The organism is Planotetraspora sp. A-T 1434, from assembly GCF_025420585.1.
Classification (GTDB): Bacteria; Actinomycetota; Actinomycetes; order Streptosporangiales; family Streptosporangiaceae; genus JAOEGB01.
In genome coordinates this window covers 40,942-58,766 of record NZ_JAOEGB010000027.1, presented here as the reverse complement: position 1 = coordinate 58,766, position 17,825 = coordinate 40,942, and the positions used below count along the sequence as shown (strand labels likewise).

Below are 17,825 nucleotides of genomic sequence, written 5' to 3'. Positions count from 1 at the left end.
CTCACCCGCCTGCGCGCACGGCGCCGGCGGCCTCCGAAATCTCCTCGTCAAGCCAGGGAGCGATCGAGTCGCGCATGCGGCGCACGAATCGCTCGCCCAACGGTGTCAGCGCCTTCGATTCGGCGAGCGTCTCGATCGCCTCAGCGGTCTGAGCCCTCCAGTGCGCGAATTGGCTCTGCGCGGGTTCGGGGTCGATGTGCCGTCGCGTGCGCCAGAAGTCGGTCACGGCCAGATGGGCGTACGTTCCCTGCAACAGGCCTTCCAGCGGCCGGAGATCCTCCCGCCACGGCGCGTGGAACAACCGGCGATCCGTCTCGTCGTAGAGATCGAACATGTCGAGCACCGCTCCGAGTTTCACGTGCTGGAACTCATGGATGATGAGGAGCGCGAAGGTCGCCGGGTCGGGCGGGAGCGCCGCGGCCACCGCGCCGAAGGCATGGCGTGCGGCCGAGCTGACGTCATGACCCGAGTCGGCCGCGGTAAGCGGCACGATGGTGGTCAACCCCGCGCTGAGGCCGGTGGCGTACGAGGGGAAGTCCCGCTCGATCAGCTGCCAGGCCTGGTCGAACGACTCCTGCCAGAGGGCTGCCTCCGCATCGGACAGGCGAGGCAGGGGCCGCCACTGGTGGCAGTCGCGGTAGGGGTCGGAGTCCTCCAGAAGGACCGAGAAGCCGCCGGAGGTGAGATGGCGCACCGGATGCCAGGTGGCGGCTTGGCCGTCCAGCCGTACCCGGCCGTTCTCGATCACGAGGGTGGCGGCGTCGCCCGGCACGCCCGTCAGCGTGCCGGCCGTAGGCAGGTGGACGCGACCGTCCACGACCTCCACCTGGAGGCGCGCGTCCAGCCCCGCGCGGACCGCGGCGGCCGCCGCCACGTTGGCGAGATGAGCCGGCCCGCCTCCGCCTTCCAGGCAGCCGATCGCCCACACGCGTATGTAGGGGTGAGCCAGCACGGCGTCGAGCATTTCCGGGCGGTCTTCCTCGACCCGTGTGAGCAGCTCCCAGGCCGTCTCGTCGGCTGCTTTGGCGCGCACGGCCACGATCAGCGCCCGGCGCAGGCTCTGTTGCGACTCCATCAGGAGACCGACGTCGCGCGCTTCTCCGAAGCCGCCGGCGATCGCGTCGATGGCGTCGTAGGGCAAGGCGTGCGCCCGCACCGTCTTCCCCTCCCGGACATGGACGATCAGCTTGAACAGATCCGCGCAGAAGACGCTGGGATTGTCGAAGGAGCCGGCCCTGTACCTGTGGGTGTAGAGCCCGCCGCCGCAGCTGGTCACCACCGGACACGCCCGGCACGCCGCGGCCAGGCTCTCCAGACCGCCCTGCCGGGCGCGTACTCCCGGATGGGCCGCCACCTCGTCCAGGGACTCGTTGGCGACGTGGTGCCCGGTGGCGGGGGCGCCGTCATGGACCACCTTCAGCGAGTCGACCAGCTCGTAGGAGCCGTCGGTCTCGATGACGATCAAGTTGCTCGGTTCAAGGCCGATCGCCTCGGTCAGGCTGGCGCCGCCCCACGTGGTCGCGATGATCGAGTCGAACAGCCGTACGGCGACCGGCCGTCCATCGGCCTCCCAGCGATCGAAGATCGTGATGAGCCAGTCCGCGTACGCCGTCGCGGAGGGGCGGGGAGGCGGGGCGTCCCACGTGGCGTGGGGAAGCAGGAAGTCGATCCGCGGTGGCCGCAACGCCACCAGAGCCTCGTAGACGGCGATGGGATCATTGGCGACGTCGATGGTGCACAGCAACCCGGCATACAGTTCCGGCTGCCGGCGGAGCCGTTCCACGGCGCGGACGGCCTGAGGATAGCTGGTCCGCCCGTCGGCGTATCGGCGATGCCTGTCGTTCGCCAGGCGGTCGCCGTCGAGCGACACCCCCACGGTGATGCCCTGAGCGGCGAAGGTGTCGCAGAACCGGTCATCCAGGAGGATCCCGTTTGTATGAATCCGCAAATCGAGGTCACATGACTCGCTGATGCGGCCGCGCAACTCAGTGGCGACCTCGGCGAGGACGTCCGGCCCGGCGAGCAGTGGTTCCCCGCCATGCATCACCACGAGGATCTGCTTCAGGTCGTGTCGCCGTACATGCTCGGCGATGCGTTCCGCTGTCCGGACGATCGTGTCCGAAGACATCATCTTGGGGCGGCCCCGCCAGCTCTGGTCCGCGTGTTCGTAGACGTAGCAATGATCGCAGGCGAGATCGCAACGGCTGTGAACCTTGAGCACGAACTGGCGAAATGGCAGGATCCCGCTCGCGCCGCCCCACTCCATCAGATGGAGGAGTTGAAGGCGGCCACCGCCACGCGGGCGACATCGGGTGACGCGGGCATCAGGCGCCGCAGCGTCGCCCCGAGCTCGACGTCGCCGTACGTCTTCATCTGTGCAAGCGGGACATGCTGAAGGTCTCTGACCTCAGATGCGATTTGTGCCGATGTGTCTTCGGTAGTGTTCATGGTTCGTTCCAATGGTAAAGAGAATCGGACCGCGAGCGGTAACAATGCGTGATCGTAGTCCCTTCGGGAAGCAGAGTGAAAGCCCTGTGGCCGCACAGTTCAATTGCTTCCGGGAACGTACGCCGGGTCCGTGCGGGTCCCCGCTGTCCTAGAGTCGCCCATGGACCTCATGGCTGGTAAGCGGCACGCCGTAAAGGTTATTTTGCGTGGGCGGCTCGACGATCATCTTTCAGATGGACGACTGAAAGGCGGACACGTTCGCCGCCGCCTTGTCCTCGGCTGCCGAGGTCACACGCCGGAGCAGGGCGGTGACTTCCGCATGGCGCACCTCAGCGAGGCGGAGGGGGACGTCGTGGAGTTTCGGGACACCTGATGACAGTTCTATGCGTTCGTCCGAAATTCCCGAGAATCGTATGACTGCACCGTCTTGTGCCATAGATATCTACTGTGAGTTATTGGCCTATAAATGTCCAGTAACAGGGTGAGAAACTATGATTTCCCGATCAGCTGTGGGCCTTCCACCACGCCGCGTGTTCGCGGGAGATGACGTCCTCGGCCTCTTCGACGAACCGCGCCCACTCCTCCTCGGTGGAGGGCCATTCGGCCCGCGAGATGATGTCGCCGAGCTCCAGCGCGGCGACGGAGTAGGTCGTGGCGAGTTGCCGGTGCTGCCGGGTCTGCATCCAGGCGATCCCGGCCGCACCGATCGCGCCGACGATGCCGGGGAGGTCCAGGTTGAGCACCTGGGCGCCGTTCAGCACGGCGGTCACCAGGCCGAGCGCCTCCAGCGCCGCCAGGGCCACCGACCATCGCGACGCCCGCCGCTCGTTGGCCGTCGCCTTGGCCCGATACCACGCCCGCTGGTCGTCGACACGGCCCGACATGTAGTGCCGCTTGCGCTCCTCCAGGGAGGAGGCCCGAAGCTGACGCATCGCCGAGGTGAGCTGGGCGTCGCCGTCCGACAGGGGGATGGGCGCGAAATTGTGCAACTCCCGGGCGATCGCGGTGAAACGCCGGAGGAGCAGCAGGTCCGCGCTCTGCTCGTCGTGCTCGCGGCGGCCGAACGGCGTGCCGCCCACGACATAGCGCCACGTCAGCGACTTCGCGGACTCGGCCGCCGCCCTCGCCTCCGACCACTGGCGGTCGGGCATGGCGGTCAGCAGGTAGACCTCGGTGACGAGCGCCGCCGCCAGCGCGGCGGCGGCCAGCACGGCCGCGGTGTCGATCTTGGCGATGTCGAGGCTGAACGCGCCGAACGTCGCGGCGATGACCAGGCACGTCAGGCGGAGCCCCGTCGTGGCGAGGAGCCTTCGCTGGCCTGCCACGGCGCTTCGGTCGGCGGCACGGAACAGCGCCGGAAACTCGTCCTCGGCAAGTGTCTCCACATGTCGAGGGGAAAGGCGATGCGGTGAGGTGTCAAGGCCCGCCGGACCGGGCGGCGCCCTCCGGCCACAGGATCCGGACCTCGATCGAGCGCCGCCGCGCGTCGCCGACGACCTCGGCCGTGCCGCCCGTGCCCTGCGCCGGTCTGCCGTCCCATACGGCCAGCAGCAGGTCCACGCCCGACAGAAGAGTCTCGTTGGCCGCCTGATACGTCGCCGGAGTCGGTGTGTCGTAGGGCAGCCGCACGACGTTGCGCGCCCGGCCCAGCAGCCGGTCGAACTCCGCCCGGTCATCGGCGGTCAGGACGCATCCGTAGCGGCGCGCCGGGACGATCGCCTCCAGTTCGCCGCCCAGTTCGAGGACGGCGTCGGCGAAGATCTGGTCCGCGCCGGGAGCCAGGCAGGACACCCCAACGATGGCCGGGGCGTGCGCCGCGAGCTCTCTCTGGATCGCCGAGCCGACCAGATCGATGGTCGCCGGAGTCAGGTCTCGATGCCCGGTGACGGCCACGCGGAGCCCTTGGTGCATGGGTTCCCCCCTCCCGGGGAGGTTCTACCCATCCGCCGCTTCGCGCGCACCGTCGGGCTGCGGGAGGAGCAGGCGGTTGAGGACGCGGACGCCGAACTCCAGGCCCTCGACCGGGACCCGCTCGTCCACGCCGTGGAACATGCCGAAATAGTCGAGGTCCGGGGGCAGCATGAGGGGTGCGAAGCCGTACCCCTTGATCCCGATGCGGGCGAACGACTTGGCGTCGGTCCCTCCCGTCATGATGTACGGCACGGGCCGCCCGGCGGGGTCCTCGGCGAGCAGCGCGGCGGTCAGCTCGTCGAACAGGCCGTCGGCGGGGGAGGAGACCCCCTCCTCGAAGCTCACGAACTCGCGGGTCACCTTGGGGCCCAGCAGCCGGTCGACGGTCTCGAGGAACTCCTCGCGGAGCCCGGGGAGAAACCGGCCGTCCACATGGGCCTGGGCGGTGCCGGGGATGACGTTGACCTTGTACCCGGCGTCCAGCATGGTCGGGTTGGCCGAGTTGCGCAGCACGCCCTTGAACAGGGTGCCGGCCCGGGGGAGCCGCGTGATCTCCTCGTCCAGCCGGTCGAGGTCGATGGGCGTGCCGAGGGCCCGGGACAGCTCGTCGATCAGCCGCGCCACGCCCGGCGTCAGCCGTACCGGCCACTGGTGGTCGGCGAGCCGGGCGACCGCGCGGGCGAGTTCGGCGACGGGGTTGTCCACGGCGGGTTTGGAGCCGTGCTGCGCGACGCCCCTGGCGGTGAGGCGCATCCAGGCCGTCCCGCGCTCCCCGACGGCGACCGGATATAGCCGGACACCGCCGTCCTGCCAGCTGAAGCCGCCCGACTCGCTGATGGCCTCCGAGCACCCCTCGAAGAGGTCGCGGTGCCGCTCGACGGCGTGGCCCGCGCCGTACTCGCCGGTGGCCTCCTCGTCGGCGAGGAACGCGAGCACTAGGTCGCGCTTGGGCCGCAGGCCCCGCCGGGCCCACTCCAGGGCCGTGGCGAGGGTCATGGCCAGCGTGCCCTTCATGTCCACCGCGCCCCGGCCGTGGACGCAGCCGCCTGAGATCTCGCCGGAGAACGGGTGCGTGCGCCACTCCGACGGGTCGGCGGGCACGACGTCGAGATGGCCGTGGATGAGCAGCGCGTCGCCGCTGTCGCCCGGGATGCGCGCCACCACGCTGGTGCGGCGCGGCGCCGACTCGAAGACGACGGGCTCGATGCCGGCCTCGCCGAGCAGCCCGGCCACGTACTCGGCGGCCCTCCGCTCGCCCGGACCGTCCCCGGTCCCGTCGTTGGTGGTGTCGATCCTCAGCAGCTCGGAGCAGATCGTCGCCACGTCCGTCATGCGTTACCTTCCAGGGCGAGTGGTGGCACCTCCGGCGTCGGAAAGCCGAAGACCAGGCCGTAGAAGGCCAGCTCCGTCTCGAGGACGGTGACGATGGTCTCCTCGCGCCGCCATCCGTGCTGTTCCCCGGGGAAGGTGAGATACGCCCACCGGTGGCCGTGCCGCTCCAGCGCGGCGGCGAACCGCTCCGACTGCGACGGGTCCACGACCTTGTCCTCCAGGCCGTGCATGAGCAGGGCGGGGCCGGACGCGCCGGCGGCGTGCAGCTCGGGGGAGCGGTCGAGGTAGCGCTGCCGGGTCTCGGGAAGGGGGCCGATCAGTCCGTCGAGGTAGCGGGACTCGAAGTCGTGGGTCTCGGCCGCCCAGCCCTCCGGGTCGGAAATCCCGTAGTGGGCGACCGCGCCGCAGAACACGCCGCTGCGCACGAGCGCGGCCATCGACGTCCATCCGCCCGCGCTGCCGCCCCGGATGGCCACCTTCTCGGCCCGCCCGCTCTCGACGAGCCATCGGGCGACCGTCTCGCTGTCCTTGACGTCCACGACGCCCCAGTTGTGCCGGAGCCGCTCGCGGTAGGCCCTGCCGTACCCGGTGGAGCCGCCGTAGTTCACCTTGGCCACGCCGATGCCCCTGCTGGTGAAGTAGGCGGCCTCCAGGTCGAGGACCGGCGCGACCGACCCCGTGGGGCCGCCGTGCACGAAGACGACGTACGGAGAGGGGCCTGCGCCGGGTGGCGCGTAGAGGTGGGCGTGGACGCCGTCGATGGTCACAGGCTCCGGCGTGGGCAGCAGCTCGGCCGGCGGCAGGGGCTTCTCCGGCGACAGTACGGCCCGCTCGCCGGTCTCCAGGTCGATCCGCACCACTTCATACGGCTTGTACGGCGAGGCGGCCACGCCCACGACGTGGGTGCCGTCGGCGGACAGGGTCGGCGCCCAGGCCGTGTAGCCATCGCCGATGTCCCTCATCGGGGAGCCGGGGGCGTCGAGCACGCCGAGGCGCCGCTCGTCGGCCGTGCCGTACGTCGCGACGATCTTCTCACCCGCCAGGGCGAAGAAGACGCCGCCGAGCTTCCAGGTGGCGTCGCCGAACTCCAGGGGTAGCGGCGTCAGGTCGCGGGTCGTGCCGTCCAGCTCCACGAGGTGGATGTTCCACCAGCCGGTCGGGTCGGTGACGGCATAGAGGGCGTCCGCGTCGCGCCATTCGGCCTGGACGGTGGACGCGCCGCCGAGCAGGACCCGGTGGGGGCCGCCCTCGATCGGCGCGACGCACAGCTCGGTGGCGTCCCACGGCATGTCCGGGTGGTCCCAGCCGATCCAGGCGATCTGCCGCCCGTCCGGCGATATACGCGGATTCATCAGGAAATGGTGATACTTGATCACGCTGCGGAGCGGGGAACCGTCGAGCGGCACCGCGACGATGTCCCTCTGAACGTCCCGTGCGGTGCCGGTCTCCCGGACGCACCACACCTCGTCCCCGTGGACGACCAGGTCGCCGTAGCGGGCCGGGCCCTCTGGGGTCAGCGGCTCCGGTTCCGCGCCGGGGGAGCAGACGTAGATGCGCCCGTCGGCCCAGTTGGTGAAGACGAGCCGCCCCCGGTGGGGCCGCCACGACCGCCCGCCGTACTCGATGACCCGGTTCCTGGCGTTCCACCCCTTCGGCAGGACGTCCTCGACGGCGCCGGCCGACGTGCTCCGCACGACGCAGCGGCGGCCGCCCTCGTGGGGCCGCGGCTCGTCCCACCACACCTCGTCACCCGAGATCTCCACCCATTGCGGGCGGTCGGTCACGCGAGCGACGTCGGAGGCCTTAATAGAGGCCGGAATCGTCACTGGTTTCCCCCCGGAGCCATGTGGCAGGGCGTGCCCGGCCCCGTCATTCCACCCGTTGGTCCACCGCCCATCGTAGGTCACGCCGGGCCGCGCTCTCCCCGGGGTTTGGGCCTTGCCGGTTTCGTGAGCCGGACTTACGATCCGGGCAATTCTTAGGAAACCTTCCTAAAAGAAAGGCCCGTGACGTGCGAAGAGTTGTCATTCTCTTGCTTCCGATCATGATGGCCGTGGCCTTGGCCACCCCCGCGCACGCCGCCGGGCGCCTGATCGCGACCTTCAGCCTGTCGGGCACCACCGGCAAGTATGTGGTGAGCAACCCCGGCACCACCGCCGTCACGGGCTGGTCGATCACGTTCGACCTGCCGTCCGGTGTCACCGTCGGCAACGTCCAGAACGCCACCGTGACCCGGAGCGGCACGCGGGCGACGCTCACCCCGGCCTACTACATCAACACGGTCCAGGCGGGCAGGGACACCGAGCCGTACAGCCCCACGTTCACGCTCAGCTCCGCCGTACAGCCCGCGAACTGCACGATCAACGGCGCCAACTGCGACGGCAGCGGCGGCCCGCCGCCCCCGCCCCCGCCGCTCACCGCGACCTACACCGTCAGCGGGACGACCGGCAAGTTCGTGATCAGCAACAACACCGCCACCGCGCTCAGCGGCTGGTCCGTCGTGTTCGACCTGCCCGCCGGCGTCACCGCGAGCAACGCCCAGAACGGCACGCTGAGCCAGAGCGGCCGGACGGTCACCCTGAGCCCGGTCTACTACAACACCACCGTGGCGGCGAACTCGTCCACCGAGCCGTACAGCCCGTCGTTCACCGTCAGCGCGTCCGGCGCGGAGCCCACGAGCTGCCGGATCAACGACGTGAACTGCGACGGATCGCCGGACACGCCGCCCGCGGCCCCGGGCAACCTGCGGTCCCCGGTCAAGACCACCAAGACCGTGTCGCTGACCTGGGACGCCTCGACGCCCGGCAGCCTTCCGGTCACCGGCTACGACGTCTACAACGGCTCCTCGGTGGCCGCCTCGGTGACGGGGACGAGCGCCACGGTCACGGGCCTGTCGCCGAACACCGAGTACACCTTCACCGTGAAGGCCAAGGACCGCAAGGGGACCCCGTCGGCCGCCGGCGCCGCGCTCAAGGTGAAGACCAACAACCCGGCCGACGACACGCAGGCGCCCTCAGCGCCCGGCGGCCTCCGCAGCACCGCGACGACCTCGGGCGGCGTGACGCTCGCGTGGAACGCGTCCACCGACAACACGGGCGTCGCCAACTACGACGTGTACGCCGGCTCGGCCGTCGCGGCGACGGTCACCGGCACGACGGCCACCGTTTCGGGGCTGTCGCCGTCCGCCGAGTACACGTTCACCGTCAAGGCCCGCGACCTGTACGACAACCTGTCCGCGCCGAGCGCCGCGCTCAAGGTGACCACCGCCGACATCGTCGAGACCGGCTACGCCCGGGTCGGCTACTTCGTCCAGTGGGGCATCTACGGCCGGCAGTACTTCGTGCGCAACCTCGACACGTCGGGCGCCGCCGCCAAGCTGACCCACATCAACTACGCGTTCGGCAACATCGACGCGGCCACCCTCACCTGCCTGCAGGGCGTCACCAGGGGCACCACGCAGAACCCGCAGGACCCGAGCCAGGGCGACGGCGCGGGCGACGCCGACGCCGACTACGGCAGGCCGTTCAGCGCGGCGCAGTCGGTGGACGGCGTCGCGGACACGGGCTGGGAGAAGCTGCGCGGCAACTTCAACCAGCTCAAGAAGCTCAAGGCCAAATACCCGAACCTCAAGGTGCTGATCTCGATCGGCGGCTGGACCTACTCCAAGTACTTCTCCGACGTGGCCGCCACCGACGCCGCGCGGAAGAAGTTCGTCAGCTCGTGCATCGACACCTACATAAAGGGCAACCTGCCGGTCTACAACGGCGCGGGCGGCCCGGGCAGCGCCGCCGGGATCTTCGACGGCATCGACCTCGACTGGGAGTGGCCCGGCGCGGAGGGCCACGCCGGAAACCACGTCAGCGCCGCGGACAAGGCGAACAACACGCTGCTGATCGCCGAGTTCCGCAGGCAGCTCGACGAGCTCACCAAGACGACGGGCAAGCGCTACCAGCTCACCGCGTTCACCCCGGCCGACCCGGCGAAGATCGCCGCCGGCTGGGACTTGGCCGAGGTCGCCAAGTCGCTGGACATCTTCAACATCCAGGGCTACGACTTCCACGGCGCGGGCAGCGACAACTCGTGGGAGCCGAACCGCACCGGCCACCAGGGCAACCTGTACGCCGACGCGGACGATCCGTACGGCTTCAACTTCAGCGTGGAGAACGCGGTCAACGCCTACCTGCAGGCCGGGGTCAAGCCGCGCAAGCTGACCATCGGCCTCGCCTACTACGGCCGCGGCTGGCAGGGCGTCACCGACGGTGGCAAGTCCGGCGAGTGGCAGGCGGCCACCGGCGCGGCCCCCGGCCAGTTCCAGGAGGAGGCCGGGACCCGCGGATACGGCAACCTGGTGGCGAGCGTGCCGGGCTGCACCGTGCGGCATGACGAGCAGGCGGTCGCCACCTACTGCTTCACCGGGAACGGCGGGCAGTGGTGGACCTTCGACGACACCTGGTCGATCGGCAAGAAGGCCGCCTGGCTGCGGAGCAAGAACCTCCTCGGGGCGATGATCTGGGAGATGTCCGGAGACACCGGCGCCCTGACCACCGCCCTGGACACCGCGCTGAAGTGAGCACGGGGCCGGCCCCCGGCGATCACGCCACGCCGGGGGTCGGCTCCCGCTACAGGTAGAGGCCGGTTTCGGGAAGGGGGTCGGGACGGGGGGCCGTGTGACCGTCCCGCAGGGCGAACAGCTCGGCCAGCGTGGCGCCGCCGGGCTCGACGCCCGCCGGCCTGCCCAGCCACTCGGCGGCCTGGCCGGCGTCGAGGCGGCCGACCTCGATCTGGGCCAGGCAGCGGCCGGGCCGTACGACCGCGGGGTGCAGCCGGTTGACGTCCTCGTTGGTCGTGATCGCGACGAGCACGTCCCGGCCCTGGCCCAGCAGGCCGTCGGTCAGGTTGAGCAGCCGTGACAGGCCCTGCCCGGTCGACTGCTTGGCCTCGGCGCGGATCAGCTCGTCGCAGTCCTCCAGGACGAGCAGCCGCCACCGGTTCGTGTCGTCGTCGGGGGAGTCGGAGCCGACCGCCACGTCCATCAGGTAGCCCGACTGGTTGAAGAGCAGCTCCGGGTCCAGCACGCAGTCGACCTGGCACCAGGACGCCCACTCCCGCGCGATCGTGCGGAGCAGCGTCGTCTTGCCGGTGCCCGGCGGGCCGTGCAGGAGGAGCAGCCGCCCGGTCACGTCGTCCGGGGTGGTGGTCATGAGGGCGTCGAGCCGGGACGCCGCGGCCCTGGAGTAGTTCCGCCTGACCTTCTCCCACGGAGACGTCGTGATCGGCTTCTCGGAGCGGCGAGGGCCTCTGCCGGACATCCACCAGAAGCCCATGCCGACGTGGTCGTTGCCGCTGGCCGGCTCCTCGGCTCCGCGGACGGCCTCCGCGAGGACGGCGCCGGCGAGTTCCTCGGTGACGGCGGTCGCGGTGACGGTCGCGGACCGGTTGCTGTAGCGGACGATCCGCAGCGTCCACCCGTCGCCGGAGATGAGGCGGGACTCGTGGCCGTCCGTGTGCTGGGCGACCCGGAGCAGCCGCCCGCCCTCGGCGGTCATGTCGGCGTCGGCGCGGACGCGGTCGAGGTTGGTGGTGCGCGACCAGGGCTGCGCGCCGGTCGCGAAGGGCGACAGTGCCAGGGCGTCGATCACGTCGGCCGGGCTGTCGCCGTCGTCGAGCCACACCCTCATGGGGAGCGGCTCGGGGCTGGAAGAGAAGTGGACCTCCTTAACCACGGACATATGTCGATGATCCCACGTCACAGCCCGCTGTCGATGGATTTATCGGCTAGCGCGGCTCTCGCGATTGTTTATGGGGACCGATCTGGGTAAAAGGGCATACCGGTTGAACCATTGCCCATTACGCTCAACTGTCCTGCCGTTTCCCCTCGGAGAACTCTGTGGCCATCGATCTCGTGACCCGCGCCGACTGGGGCGCGCGCGCCCCGAAGGGCGCGTACTCACCGCTCTCCTCCACCAAGGGCGTCAAGGTCCACTACACCGGCGGCCGGGTGGACCCGAAGATCGTCGACGACCACGCCAAGTGTGTCGCCATGGTCAAGTCCATCCAGAACTTCCACATGGACGGCAACGGCTGGATCGACATCGGCTACTCGATGGTGGCCTGCCCGCATCGGAAGGTGTTCGTGGGGCGCGGCCCCGGGCACGTCCCGGCCGCCAACGGCGCGGGGCTGAACTCCGGCCACTACGCCGTTCTCGGGCTGGTCGGGAACTCCGGGCTGGTCCAGCCGACCGACGGCATCCTCCATGCCATCCTCGACGCGGTGGACTACCTGCGGGCCCACGGAGGCGCGGGCACCGAGATCAAGGGCCACCGGGACGGGTACTCCACCGACTGCCCCGGCGACGCCCTCTACTCCTGGGTGAAGAAGGGCGCGCCACGCCCCGGGGGCGGCGGGAACCCCACGCCGCCGCCGGAGCCCGAGCACAAGTGGCCGGGCCGCCTGCTGAAGTATCCCCCGGTTCTCCACGGCGACGACGTCCGCGCGTGGCAGGAGCAGGTGAAGAAGCTCGGCTACGACATCGAGGCGGACGGCGCGTACGGTCCCGCTTCCAAGGCCGTCTGTGTCAAGTTCCAGAAGGACAGGCACCTCGACCCCGACGGGATCGTGGGCAAGCAGACCTGGGACGCCACCTTCGCAGCCAAGCCGTAAGCCGCAAGCCGCATGCCCAAGCCATAAGCCCGCGCCCGCGCCTCCCCACCAGCGTGATCATGCACAGGTTCCTTCGCCGGCCGTCCGCCTGCGATTCTCCGGTTTGTGATCATGCGTGAATTCCTCGACGGCATGGCCGAGCTGCTCGTTTCGTTGTCGTGATCATGCAGCGACGCACCACTGCATGATCACGACCGGAGTCCTTCCACTTCATGGGCATGCCCGGGAATTCGTGCATGATCACGACCGGGGTGGGTCCAGCTCGTACGGCATGCCGGGGAATTCGTGCATGATCACACCCCTTTTAGAAGGGGCTCCGGGTCGGCGACACGCGAGGCGTACCCCCGGGGCGTCGCAGCCGGGGGCGGCAGCTTAGCATCCGGTGCATGACGGTGCCGCCTACTGGAATCGCCGACCCGCCCTCCATCCGGGAGCAGTGGCGCGAGCTCGCGCTCGCGGTGCTCCGCAAGTCGGGGTTCGACGGGTCATCCGCCGAGGTCGAGGAGGCGCTGTCCTCCACGACCTACGACGGCGTGACGATCGCCCCCCTCCACGACGCCTCGGACCTCCCGGACTCGCCACGCCTGGCCGGCCCCTCGGGCGGCTGGGACGTGCGCCAGCGCCACGCCGACCCCGATCCCGACGTCACCCGGGAGGCCGTGCACGCCGACCTGGAGAACGGCGCCACGTCGGTGTGGCTCGACCTGACCGCTCTCGACCCGGGGTCGCTCCCGGATGTGCTGGAGGGCGTCTACCTGGACCTCGCCCCCGTGGTCCTCGACGCGGGCAGCCGTACGGCGGAGGCCGCGGAGACCTTCCTCGGGCTCGTCTCCGGGGTGGCGGTCCCCGGCGGCAACCTCGGCGCGGACCCCATCGGCCTGGCCGCGCGGGCCGGCGTCCCCGCCGGAGACATGGGCGGGGCCGTCTCGCTCGCCAGGCGCTGCGCCGAGGAACACCCCGGGCTGCGGGCCGTAACCGTGGACGCGCTGCCGTACCACGACGCGGGCGCGAGCGACGCCGAGGAGCTGGGCTGCTCGATCGCCACGGGGGTGGCCTACCTGCGCGCGCTGACCGACGGCGGGCTGTCCGTCGAGCAGGCGCTCGGGCAGCTGGAGTTCCGCTACGCCGCGACGGCCGACCAGTTCCTGACGATCGCCAAGCTCCGGGCCGCGCGGCGGATGTGGGCGCGGGTCGCCGAGGTCGCCGGCGGCCCACGCGGGCAGCTTCAGCATGCCGTGACGTCGTCCGCGATGATGACGGTGCGCGATCCCTGGGTGAACATGCTGCGCACCACCCTCGCCTGCTTCGGCGCGGGAGTCGGCGGGGCCGACGCCGTGACCGTGCAGCCGTTCGACGCCTGCCTGGGCCTGCCGGACGGGTTCGCCAGGCGGATCGCCCGCAACACCCAGTCCCTGCTCATGGAGGAGGCCGGCGTCGCGCGGGTGGCCGACCCGGCGGGCGGCTCCTGGCACGCCGAGAGGGTCACCGCCGACCTCGCCGCGAAGGCCTGGGAGTGGTTCCAGGAGATCGAGCGGGCCGGGGGGATCTCCGAGGCGCTGGAACGGCTGGTCCCCGAACGGCTGGCGGACACCCGGGCGAGGAGGGCCGCCGACGTCGCCCACCGCCGCGCCCCGATCACCGGCGTCAGCGAGTTCCCCGATCTGGGGGAACGGCCGCTGAGCCGCAGGCCCGGCCCGGGGCTCGCGCGGAGCGCCGCCCGGAGCGGGCTGCCGGTCGTGCGGTACGCCGAGGAGTTCGAGGCGCTGCGCGACCTCGCCGACGCGCGCGAGCCGCGCCCGGCGGTGTTCCTGGCGACGATCGGGCCCGTCGCCGTTCACACCGCGCGCGCCACGTTCGCGGCCAACCTCTTCGCCGCGGGCGGCATCGCCACCGTGACCAGCGGGCCGCTGACGGACCCCGCCGCGCTGGCCGAGGCCTTCCGCGACTCCGGCACGTCCGTCGCCTGCCTGTGCTCCAGCGACCGGATGTACGGCGAGCACGCGGCGGCCGTCGCGGCGGCGCTCCGGGAGGCCGGGGCCACCAAGATCTGGCTGGCCGGTAAGGGTGACTATGAAGGGGTGGATGCCACGTTGTACGCCGGATGCGATGCCCTCGACGTGCTGCGCACGACCTTCGACGATCTGGGAGTGAGCCGGTGATTCCGATGATTCCGGATTTTTCGGAAATTGAGCTCGGTTCCGGTGCCGACGCCGTACCGGAGACCGGCGGGGAGGTGTGGGAGACGCCGGAGGGCATCGCGGTCAAGCCTCTATACACGGCCGGTGATCTCGACGGGCTCGGCTCCCTCCAGACGTATCCCGGCATCGCGCCCTACCTGCGCGGGCCGTACCCGACGATGTACGTCACCCAGCCCTGGACGATCCGCCAGTACGCCGGGTTCTCGACCGCCGAGGAGTCGAACGCGTTCTACCGGCGCAACCTCGCCGCCGGGCAGAAGGGCCTGTCGGTGGCCTTCGACCTGGCGACGCACCGGGGCTACGACTCCGACCACCCGCGCGTGGCGGGCGACGTCGGCATGGCCGGTGTGGCCATCGACTCGATCTACGACATGCGGCAGCTCTTCGACGGGATCCCCCTCGACCGGATGAGCGTCTCGATGACCATGAACGGCGCGGTGCTGCCGATCCTGGCGCTCTACATCGTGGCGGCCGAGGAGCAGGGGGTGGCCCCGGACAAGCTGGCCGGGACCATCCAGAACGACATCCTCAAGGAGTTCATGGTCCGCAACACCTACATCTACCCGCCGGGGCCGTCGATGCGGATCATCTCCGACATCTTCGACTACACCTCGCGGAAGATGCCGAAGTTCAACTCGATCTCGATCTCCGGCTACCACATCCAGGAGGCCGGGGCGACCTGTGACCTGGAGCTGGCCTACACCCTCGCGGACGGCGCCGAGTATCTCCGGGCGGGCGTCAAGGCCGGGCTCGACATCGACGCGTTCGCGCCGCGGCTGTCGTTCTTCTGGTGCATCGGCATGAACTTCTTCATGGAGGTCGCCAAGCTGCGCGCCGCCCGGCTGCTGTGGGCCGGGATCGTCGAGGGATTCGGTGCGAAGAACCCCAAGTCGCTGTCGCTCCGGACGCACAGCCAGACCTCCGGGTGGTCGCTGACCGCGCACGACGTGTTCAACAACGTCGTGCGGACGTGCGTCGAGGCGATGGCCGCCACCCAGGGGCACACCCAGTCGCTGCACACCAACGCGCTCGACGAGGCGCTCGCCCTGCCGACCGACTTCTCCGCCAGGATCGCCCGCAACACCCAGCTTCTCCTCCAGCAGGAGTCCGGCACCTGCCGGGAGATCGACCCGTGGGGCGGCTCCTACTACGTCGAGCGGCTCACCCACGACCTGGCCCGCAAGGCATGGGACCACATCCAGGAGGTCGAGCAGGCCGGGGGCATGGCGAAGGCCATCGACCAGGGGCTGCCCAAGCTCCGCATCGAGGAGGCCGCCGCCCGCACCCAGGCCCGGATCGACTCCGGCCGCCAGCCGGTCATCGGGGTCAACAAGTATCGCCCCGAGGCCGACGAGCCCATCGAGGTGCTGAAGGTCGACAACACGGCCGTGCGGAACCAGCAGCTCGACAAGCTCCGCAGGCTCCGCGAGGAGCGCTCGGCCACGGCCGTGGCGGAGGCCCTGGAGGCGCTCACCAAGGGGGCCGCGGGCACCGAGAACCTGCTGGAGCTGGCCGTGGCCGCCGCCCGCGCCAAGGCCACGGTCGGGGAGATCTCGGACGCGCTGGAGAAGGTCTTCGGACGGCACGCCGCGGAGATCCGTACCATTTCGGGGGTGTATCGGGAAGAGGTGGGCGACGCGGTGGACGAGGTCCGCGCGGCCTGCGCCGAGTTCGAGCGGGCCGAGGGCCGCCGCCCCCGGATCCTGGTCGCCAAGATGGGGCAGGACGGCCACGACAGAGGCCAGAAGGTGATCGCGAGCGGCTTCGCCGACCTCGGCTTCGACGTCGACGTCGGCCCGCTGTTCCAGACGCCGGAGGAGGTGGCCCGCCAGGCCGTCGAGGCGGACGTGCACGTCGTCGGCGTCTCGTCCCTGGCCGCGGGGCACCTGACGCTGGTCCCGGCGCTGCGGCGGGCGCTGGCCGGCCTCGGCGCGGACGACATCATGATCGTGGTCGGCGGCGTCATCCCGCCGGGCGACATCGACGAGCTGAGGGCCGCCGGGGCCGCCGCGATCTTCCTCCCCGGCACCGTGATCGCCGACGCCGCCCTGGAGCTCCTCAAGGACCTGTCCACCCGCCTCGCCCACACCCCCTCGCCGTGATCATGCACAGATTCCCGCGCGGCCGCCTGACCGGCCCCAACCCCCGTCGTGATCATGCGCGAATTCCCCGCCGCGCCGTACGACCTGCGGCGACGTCCGCCGTGATCATGCACAGCGGTGGGCGCAGGTGACCGAGAGCTACGCCGAGGGGGTGCTGGCGGGAGACCGGCGCTGGATCGCGCGGGCGATCACGCTTGTGGAGTCGACCAGGCCCGATCATCGCGAGCTGGCCCAGCGGCTGCTGATCGAGCTGACGCCGCACGCGGGCAAGGCGCGCCGGGTGGGGATCTCCGGCGTGCCCGGGGTCGGCAAGTCGACGTTCATCGAGGCGCTCGGCACCCACCTGACCGAGCGGGATCACCGGGTCGCCGTGCTCGCCGTGGACCCGTCGTCGAAGCGCTCGGGCGGCAGCATCCTCGGCGACAAGACCCGGATGGCCAGGCTCTCGGCCGACCCCCGGGCGTTCATCCGGCCGTCGCCGACGGCCGGCACCCTCGGCGGCGTCGCCAAGGCGACCCGTGAGGCGATGATCGTCGTCGAGGCCGCAGGGTACGACACGGTGCTGGTCGAGACCGTCGGCGTGGGCCAGTCGGAGACCGCCGTGGCCGACATGGTGGACACCTTCCTGCTGCTCACGCTCGCCCGCACGGGCGACCAGCTCCAGGGAATCAAGAAGGGCGTGCTGGAGCTGGCCGACGTGATCGCGGTCAACAAGGCCGACGGCGAGCATGAGATGGCCGCGCGCAGGGCGGCGCGCGAGCTGGCCGGGGCGCTTCGGCTCCTCCGCTCGGCCACGCCGGTGCTGACCTGCAGCGGCCTCACGGGCGCGGGCCTCGACGACCTGTGGAAGCACATCGTCCGCCATCAGGAGAGCGTCGATCTGGCCGCCAAGCGCAGCCGCCAGCAGGTGGAGTGGACGTGGGCCCTGGTCCACGACCGTCTCCTCGCCCGGCTGCACGAGAGGGCCGCGCCCATCGCCCCTGGCATCGAGCGGCAGGTCCTCGACGGCACCCTGACCCCGTCGCTCGCCGCCGATCGCATCCTCGCGGCGTTCCAGGAGGAGCCTCCGCGAGCAGACCCGGAATAGACCCGGAGTAGACCCGGAGTGAACCGATTGACGTTCGGGTCATGAGGTTTCCCTCCCGGTGGCATATTCCCCCACCCGTGGGGCCC

Annotated in this window: 11 protein-coding genes; 5 read left to right on the top strand and 6 right to left on the bottom strand. The window is 70.6% G+C overall.

Going from position 1 to position 17,825, the window contains the following annotated elements:
• Window position 1: 1 nt before the first annotated feature.
• The 5 genes from N5079_RS28925 to N5079_RS28905 form a co-directional block, all read right to left on the bottom strand.
• A complete protein-coding gene (locus N5079_RS28925; RefSeq protein ID WP_261587310.1) occupies window positions 2-2,266 on the bottom strand; it encodes an FxsB family cyclophane-forming radical SAM/SPASM peptide maturase in 2,265 nt (754 codons plus the stop codon).
• A gap of 685 nt (window positions 2,267-2,951) precedes the next feature.
• A complete protein-coding gene (locus tag N5079_RS28920) occupies window positions 2,952-3,833 on the bottom strand; it encodes a DUF4231 domain-containing protein (RefSeq protein WP_261587309.1) in 882 nt (293 codons plus the stop codon).
• Window positions 3,834-3,864: 31 nt separating this feature from the next.
• On the bottom strand, window positions 3,865-4,359 hold the full coding sequence (locus N5079_RS28915) for a hypothetical protein (protein ID WP_261587308.1): 495 nt from the start codon (window positions 4,357-4,359) through the stop codon (window positions 3,865-3,867).
• 24 nt (window positions 4,360-4,383) lie between these two features.
• A complete protein-coding gene (locus N5079_RS28910) occupies window positions 4,384-5,691 on the bottom strand; it encodes a M20/M25/M40 family metallo-hydrolase (RefSeq protein WP_261587307.1) in 1,308 nt (435 codons plus the stop codon).
• On the bottom strand, window positions 5,688-7,475 hold the full coding sequence (locus tag N5079_RS28905; protein ID WP_261587306.1) for a S9 family peptidase: 1,788 nt from the start codon (window positions 7,473-7,475) through the stop codon (window positions 5,688-5,690). The genes N5079_RS28910 and N5079_RS28905 overlap by 4 nt, the downstream gene beginning before the upstream one ends.
• 263 nt (window positions 7,476-7,738) lie before the next feature.
• On the opposite strand from N5079_RS28905, the gene N5079_RS28900 reads away from it, so the two are divergent.
• Window positions 7,739-10,261, top strand: a complete 2,523-nt coding sequence (locus N5079_RS28900; RefSeq protein WP_261587352.1) for a glycosyl hydrolase family 18 protein — start codon at window positions 7,739-7,741, stop codon at window positions 10,259-10,261.
• A 49-nt stretch (window positions 10,262-10,310) separates the two neighbouring features.
• Here the strand turns inward: N5079_RS28900 and N5079_RS28895 are convergent, their stop codons facing one another.
• Window positions 10,311-11,420 carry a DUF5925 domain-containing protein gene (locus N5079_RS28895; protein ID WP_261587305.1) on the bottom strand — a complete coding sequence of 370 codons (1,110 nt, stop codon included), beginning with the start codon at window positions 11,418-11,420 and terminating at the stop codon, window positions 10,311-10,313.
• A gap of 158 nt (window positions 11,421-11,578) precedes the next feature.
• Between N5079_RS28895 and N5079_RS28890 the strand changes: the two genes are divergently transcribed.
• From N5079_RS28890 to meaB, 4 genes are all read left to right on the top strand, one after another.
• Window positions 11,579-12,352, top strand: coding sequence for an N-acetylmuramoyl-L-alanine amidase (locus N5079_RS28890; protein ID WP_261587304.1), 774 nt, complete (start codon window positions 11,579-11,581; stop codon window positions 12,350-12,352).
• Between the two features lie 386 nt (window positions 12,353-12,738).
• Window positions 12,739-14,511, top strand: a complete 1,773-nt coding sequence (locus N5079_RS28885; RefSeq protein WP_261587303.1) for a methylmalonyl-CoA mutase subunit beta — start codon at window positions 12,739-12,741, stop codon at window positions 14,509-14,511.
• Between the two features lie 5 nt (window positions 14,512-14,516).
• A complete protein-coding gene (gene scpA / locus N5079_RS28880) occupies window positions 14,517-16,652 on the top strand; it encodes a methylmalonyl-CoA mutase (RefSeq protein ID WP_261587302.1) in 2,136 nt (711 codons plus the stop codon).
• A gap of 127 nt (window positions 16,653-16,779) precedes the next feature.
• Window positions 16,780-17,739, top strand: coding sequence for a methylmalonyl Co-A mutase-associated GTPase MeaB (meaB, locus tag N5079_RS28875; RefSeq protein WP_261587301.1), 960 nt, complete (start codon window positions 16,780-16,782; stop codon window positions 17,737-17,739).
• The last annotated feature ends 86 nt before the right edge of the window (window positions 17,740-17,825 follow it).